Source organism: Streptomyces sp. NPDC058685, from assembly GCF_042714725.1.
Lineage (GTDB): Bacteria > Actinomycetota > Actinomycetes > Streptomycetales > Streptomycetaceae > Streptomyces.
In genome coordinates, this window is the sequence record NZ_JBHXSL010000106.1 from 1 (window position 1) to 6,876 (window position 6,876).

Below are 6,876 nucleotides of genomic sequence, written 5' to 3' on the forward strand. Positions count from 1 at the left end.
GGCGTTACGTTCCGGTCATCGATCGCAATGGCGCGGCCTGGCCGCCCATGACGAGAAGACCGCCACGGTCCGACCATGTCGGCCCTCGTCCTAGGTGTATTGATCACGAGCGTTGTTGACTGTCGTGGGTCTTGATCATGGCGAAGACCTCCGGTGTGGTGGAGCTGTCTAGGACTGCACCGCACGGAGGTCTTCGTGTCCCACCGTAATGCCCGGCTGACCATTCACGGCAGGCGGCTGCTGGTTGAACGTGTCCGTTCCGGCCGTCCGGTCGCGCATGTCGCGGCCGAGATGGGCGTATCCCGCACCACGGCTCACAAATGGGTGCGGCGGTGGCGGGCGGAGGGCGAGGCCGGATTGCGGGACCGGTCCAGCCGGCCGCATACGACACCGCACAGGACCGCGGCCGAGACCGAGGGCCGGGTCTGCCGACTACGCAAGGAGCGCAAGCTCGGTCCGGCGCGGATCGGCCCGATCCTGGGACTGCCCGCCTCGACCGTGCACCGGATCCTTGCTCGTCACGGCCTGAACCGCCTGGCCTTCCTGGACCGGCCCACCGGGCAGGTGATCCGCCGCTACGAGCGCGAGAGGCCTGGCGAGCTGGTGCACGTCGACGTGAAGAAACTCGGCCGGATCCCGGACGGCGGCGGCTGGCGCGTCCTGGGACGGCCCGAAAGCCGCCTGACCAAGACCGGCGTCGGATTCGACTACGTCCACTCCGCGGTCGACGACCACACCCGCCTCGCCTACAGCGAGGTCCACCACGATGAGAAAGCCGCCACCTGCGCCGCCTTCCTGAGCCGGGCAGCCACGTTCTTCGCCGCCCACGGCATCGACCGGATCGAACGCGTGCTGACCGACAACGCCTGGTCCTACCGCAAAAGCAGCCTCTGGAAGCAGGCCCTGGCCGACCTCGGCGCGGCCGGCAAACTCACCCGCCCCTACCGGCCGCAGACCAACGGGAAAGTCGAACGCTTCAACCGCACCCTGCTCGACGAATGGCCTACCAGCGGCCCTACACCAGCAACGACCAGCGCACGGCCGCACTCGCCGACTTCCTGCACACCTACAACTACCATCGCTGCCACACCGCACTCGGAGGCCAGCCACCCATCAACCGCGTGAACAACCCTCCAGGTCAATACACCTAGGCCCACTGGCCTTAGAGGTCATCTCATTTGGTTTGGCCGGTAGTCTGTCAGTCGTGCTGATGGTGGAGCGTCTGTTCCCGGACGGGTTGTGGGAGTTGTTTCAGCGGGTGGTGCCGGAGGCGCCGACGCGTCCGCAAGGGGGTGGTCGGCGTCGGCATGGTGACCGCGAGGTACTGGCCGCGATCATCTTCGTGGCGACGACAGGGTGCACGTGATCGCAGGTCCCGCCGGTGTTCGGCCCGTCCGGGGCGACGGCGCACCGTCGTTTCATGGAGTGGAGCCGACTGCGGGTGTGGGCGAAACTACACCGCCTGGTCTTGGACGAGCTCGGGGCACGAGGCGAGTTGGACTGGTCGCGGTGCGCGATCGACTCGGTGAACATGCGGGCCCTGAAAAGGGGGACCTGACGGGTCCGAATCCTGTGGATCGGGGCAAGTACGGCTCGAAGATCCACTTGATCACCGAAGTGCCTGCCCCTTTCGATCGGCATCTCCGGCGCCAACCTGCACGACAGTCAGACGCTCGAGCCCCTCGTCCGCGGCATAGCGCCGATCCGATCTCGCCGCGGACCGCGCCGACGTCGACCCGCCAAACTCCACGCCGACAAGGCCTATGGCAACCGTCACCTGCGGCAATGACTACGAGGCCGGAACATCACACCCCGCATCGCCCGCAAAGGCGTTGCGTACTCGCAGAGGCTGGGACGGCACCGCTGGACCATCGAGCGCACCGTGGCCTGGCTCGCCGGCTGCCGCCGACTCCACCGCCGCTACGAACGTAAGGCCATTCACTTCCTTGCCTTCGGCGGCATCGCCTGCACTCTCATCTGCTACCGCAGACTTACCAAATGAGATGATCTCTCAAGGCCTCTGCTCAGTACAGTCACCGCATGGCCGCCGAGGACGAGCACTCACGTCAGCCCGACATTGCCGCGATGCTCACCGACCAGACGAGCGCCTGCAGTGCAGCGCGGGACGCTATCGCTGCCGGCGGCAAGGTAGTGGTCTGGGACGACGAGGTGCCCCAGTGGATGGTCTGCGGCATCGCCGCCACACGGCTGAGACGGGTGTCGAGGACCGGCCAGCTGACCCTCGGTCTCGACGAGACCGTTGAGATCCTCGCGCAGCGCCGTGGTGAGCAACTGCGCACCGGAATCATCGAAACAGTGGACCGGATCTGGTTCTTCAATCTGTACTTCGACGCCACGGGGACCGAGCTCTTGGCATGCAGCGGTGTCAAGCGCCCTCCGCGGCCCGCCACGACGGACTCACTCGAGCCCTGATCAACAACACGACCGGACGGGTCGGGCACATCCAGTCCCTCAACTGTCCACCGATCTACGGAGGCACGGCCCGCACCCGACCAGGCCCCGGGGAGGCTCTGCGGATGGAGGCTGGGCGTGTGGCTCGTTGAGCGTTATACCCCCGATGTGCGGGGCAGGTCAGTCGCTACGAGACCCTGCGCTGTCCGGTCTTGGTTGTGTGGCTACTGCGTACGGGCGTCGCCGGTGACGAGAACGCCGTGAGGGTCGGTGGGTGGGTGGGTGGGTCAGTGATGTCTAACGCGGCTGCGGTGAGGAGGGTGGCCAGGGCGCAGAGGCAGTACGCGATACCGACTGGGCCGGCAGAACGGTCTCCGGGCGGGGAACGAGAGTGATGCCGTCGCGGCACAGTTGTTGGAGGAGTCTCCAGAAGCTTTCGGCGAAGCGGGAGAGAGGTACACCCCATGCCCCCTCGGGGTCCCGGGCCATATCTAGACTCTTTGAAGCACAGACAGGTCGTACACTCCCTCCATGAAATATTCCTGGTACGTCCTTCTGGAAGAACTCACCGCCGAATCGAAGCGCATCGACGCCCACACGGTTCTCGAACTCCACCAGTGCCGGCTGACCGCCAGCCGGCACATCGAAGGAGAAAGGCAGGAAGCCGAGCAGGCAGCCAAGGACCTGGCCTACGAATACATACCGGCAAGAATGCAAAGACCCAGCCGACCCGAGGACCGGCCGAGCAGATCGGTCTTCCGATCCGGCGACGGCGCATACCTGGTCACCCTTGATGACGGCCGCCACCAAGGGGGACACCACCTCCGTATCACCGTGGCCGAGCTGATCCACACAGAAGAGCGGTTCGAGGGACCACGAGAAAGCCTGGGAAACACAGTCCGCAGACTCCTCAGCTGAAACCAACTCAAGCCCCGCCCCAGCACCCAACTTTACGGACCCCGGCGACCGCAGCCCCTAGCCAGCCTGATGCCGTGTCAGCGGACTTCCCAGGCCCTGAAAGTGTGAAGTGCCATTTCGTTGGCCGAAACTGCATGCCACTTCTTTGACATCGCCGGATGCCCTGGATCTGCCATGTGTAGCCGTCTTCGGCCGGCTGGCGTCTAGCGGCATCAAGCACTGGCAACAGTGGCGTCAGCGCCGTAGCCGTCGGTGCTTGCTGCTGTTGGTGTCAGGCGCTGATGTCAGGAGAAATGGCGCGCTTGACGTGCATCGAAGGGAAGGGCCCGGGGATCGCGCGGTCGTGACGCTGATGCCCGCACTTCAGTGGAGGAGGACTGAATGACCGTGACGGCCTGACCCCATGCTCCTTGCCTTCCAGCGGAGCGATTCCGGCGGTGCGCAGTAGCCCCGTACAGAGCGGATCCATCTCCCAGACCGTCATGGACGCCTGGAACGGTGGGAGTGACACGGCAGCCGTCCCCGTGCGCAGCGCCAGCTGGCCACCCGATGACCGCCTTACATAGTCGCGGGCGTCCTCGCCCACGTCCCTTTGCGCGGTCGGTGCTCGTGCACGACCCCGACCACTCATGACCTGCGGTGATCAATGTCTGTGCATTTCCTGTGGGCATGGTCTAGGGTCGCGCTGTTCCTGGGGAGGGGTGGCGCAGGGTGCGTGCTATGGGGTGGGCTGCGGTGTGCGCGGCTGGGGTGCTGGCGTTGGCGGGGTGCGGCCAGCGGGCTGCGCAGGCGGAGGTCAAAGTCCCGTATTCGGGTGTGGAGGAGTTGCCGGAGAAGCTCGGCTCGGACGGCACAACCATCGTGGTCGGGGATCCGGACGCGGCGGTGACGGTGCATCTGTACGAGGATCCGCGGTGTCCGTACTGCGAGGAGTTCGAGACCACGGGCGGCGGTCCGGAGCTGCGGGGAGCAACGGTACGGCGGGAGGTGAAGACCGAGTACACCCTGGCGTCGTTCCTGGACGACCGCGTGGGCGGCACCGGTTCGAAGAGGGCAGTCAACGCACTGCGCGCTGCTCTGGAAGAGGGCAGGTTCGCGGAGTACCACGAAGTGCTGTATGCCAACCAGCCCGAAGAGACGGTCGACGGCTACACCGATGCCTTCCTGCTGAAACTCGCCGACCGGGTGGAGGGCCTGCGCGGCCCGGAGTTTGACGCGGCCGTCAAGACCATGAAGTACCGCACCTTCGTCACCACTTCGGAGAAGGCGTATGAGCGGGCCGGTGGCAAGGAGGAGCCCGGGGGGCCCGGTACACCGACCGCGGTTATCAACGGCAAGCGGATCCCACTGGAGTACAACGGGCTCCTTCTGGACCGCTCGGCCTTCACCGACTTGCTCAACAGGATCCACGCCAACCCCGCGGAATGGACTCGCACACGCCTGTAAGCACCCGTGGCCCAAGCCGATGCTGGTTCGGCGGCCATGGGAGCCCGTGTGAGGTGCCGCCCAATTGCCACGTGGCCTGCTGGCATTCTCGTTCGCGGGATCACCCTGAGGGGCATATCCCAATGGTCAGAGTGGGTCACTTGGAGGAGTTGGCATGGTCCCTGACGGAAGTGGTCTGGAGATGCCCTGGCTGAGAAGTCAGCTTGTTGAATGGCTCGTTAAGCTCGCTGATCGATGCTGGCAGGAAGCCAACTGGGCAGTAGTCGAGCCGGGGTATGAAAGCCTTGACGATATGTGGGACTTTTTCGACGATAAAGGTCTGGATCGCCCTGAAATGAGCTTGGGTCTTCTGCTTAAAGATCAGGAAGAAGTCGACGCAATGAGGGAGCTGGAAGCCTCGTTCCATTCGGTGCTTCAAATCCCGGCTGAGGGCGCCGACCTGATCCGGTCCGAAAATTGGGGCTTGGTGATTGCTGCTGCGCGAAGGGCGCTTCGAGTCTTGGCGGCTAATGACGGGGCAGGCTGAACGGCTTTCCCCGGAGAGTGCATACTGCGCTGAGTCGGGTGGTCGGCCGGTGACGCTGCTGGCTGATGGAGTCTGCACCCAAGCAGGCGGCCTCGGCTCAGTGCCCCGTGATCGACCGCTTCCCCCTGACTCCCCGATCGAACGGGTACGCGAGGGGCAGGGCTACGCTCTGGGCACCTTGTCCGACGCATGGTCCGGCTGATTGGACCAGTGTTCATGATCGACTATGAGCCTCGCTTTGAAATGTCTCCTCTTCGCCTTGCGGTAGAGGCTGATGATCTGGCTGAGGTGACGCGCCTCCTGGACCAGGGGCAAGATCCCAATGAGCTCGATGATGTCAGCGGTTGGACTCCGCTGCTGTGGGCCATTGATGGTGAAGCCGATGGTGCGGTCCAGACCGGCGACCCTTTGGATGCCGCCTGTACTGCGGTTTTGCTCGCATACGGCGCAGATCCCGAGCGGCCATCAAGGGATGGCCCAACACCGCTCCGTAAGTTGTTCGGCGGTCCGGGAGAGTCGGGTGTGGCTCTAAAACCGCTTGCCCCCAGGTGGCTCCGGTGGAGTGGCCGCCCGCCTCTCCGGGACGCCCTGGCCGCTGATTGAGATGTGCGCTTGGTCGCTGTTTACGGAGCTGACGGCGGGTGTTCCTCGGACCGAACGGCATGCTGCCTGACGCTGAGGAGAAGTACATGGCCGAGCATCTGACCCGACTCTGGGTCGGGATCGACGCAGGCAAGGCTCATCACTGGCTTGCCGCGGTCGACGAGACTGGGGCAACGGCTTGGAGCCGGAAAGTTCACAACGACGAGGCCGCGATTCTGACCGCACTCGGAGAGATCCTCGACCTCTCGGACGAGGTGCACTGGGCCGTGGACATCGCCGGCACAGCGTCCGCGCTGTTGCTGGCGTTACTCGCCGCCCACGGCCAACAGGCCGTCTACGTTCCCGGCCGGACGGTTAACCGGATGTCCGGCGCCTATCGCGGTGAAGCCAAGACCGACGCCCGTGACGCCTACGTGATCGCCGACACCGCGCGCCTGCGGCGAGACTTCAGCTCCATCGACGTGCCCGCCCAACTGGTCGCTGATCTTGCTCTCCTGACCGCCCATCGATCCGACCTGATCGCAGACCGGGTCCGCATGCTCAACCGGCTCCGCGACGCTCACCGGCATCTTCCCCGCGCTGGAACGCGCCTTCGACTACGCCGACCACAAGGGCGCGCTCGTCCTGCTCACCGGCTACCAGACCCCGGTAGCCATACGCCGCCGCGGTCGGGCCCGCCTTGCCACCTGGCTGGCAGGCCGGAACGTGCGCAACCCCGATTCGGTAGCCGCCACCGCACTGCAAGCCGCGAAGGCTCAGCACACCACGTTGCCGGGCCAGGATGTCGCCGCCGCCATCGTCGCGGACATCGCCGCTCAGGTACTGGCCCTGGACGACCGGCTCAAGCACATCGACCAGCAGATCCGCCAGACCTTCCTCCCTGCTCCACGAGCTGCTCGCACGCCGCGGTTGGAGCAGCGGATGGGATCTGCGCGTGACCGCCTACACCGAGCAGAGCCTGGCCGCTTACG

Annotated in this window: 4 protein-coding genes and 3 pseudogenes; all 7 read left to right on the top strand. The window is 65.3% G+C overall.

Annotated features, from left to right (window positions below; all coding sequences use genetic code 11):
- The first annotated feature begins 195 nt into the window (after positions 1-195).
- Positions 196-1,151: pseudogene (locus tag ACFWU3_RS36230) on the top strand (IS481 family transposase).
- A gap of 59 nt (positions 1,152-1,210) precedes the next feature.
- Positions 1,211-2,002 (top strand): annotated as a pseudogene (locus tag ACFWU3_RS36235) (IS5 family transposase).
- 38 nt (positions 2,003-2,040) lie between these two features.
- Positions 2,041-2,433: a hypothetical protein gene (locus ACFWU3_RS36240; RefSeq protein ID WP_384445849.1), complete on the top strand. Its 393-nt coding sequence runs from the start codon at positions 2,041-2,043 to the stop codon at positions 2,431-2,433.
- Positions 2,434-2,943: 510 nt separating this feature from the next.
- Entirely contained in the window at positions 2,944-3,330 is a 387-nt protein-coding gene (locus ACFWU3_RS36245; protein WP_384445851.1) for a hypothetical protein, read from the top strand.
- A gap of 720 nt (positions 3,331-4,050) precedes the next feature.
- Positions 4,051-4,776 (top strand): thioredoxin domain-containing protein, encoded by a 726-nt coding sequence (locus tag ACFWU3_RS36250; protein ID WP_384445853.1) that lies wholly within the window; start codon positions 4,051-4,053, stop codon positions 4,774-4,776.
- Between the two features lie 154 nt (positions 4,777-4,930).
- Positions 4,931-5,302: a hypothetical protein gene (locus ACFWU3_RS36255; RefSeq protein ID WP_384445855.1), complete on the top strand. Its 372-nt coding sequence runs from the start codon at positions 4,931-4,933 to the stop codon at positions 5,300-5,302.
- Positions 5,303-5,991: 689 nt separating this feature from the next.
- A pseudogene (locus tag ACFWU3_RS36260) lies at positions 5,992-6,802 on the top strand (IS110 family transposase); the annotation flags it as partial.
- Between the last annotated feature and the right edge of the window lie 74 nt (positions 6,803-6,876).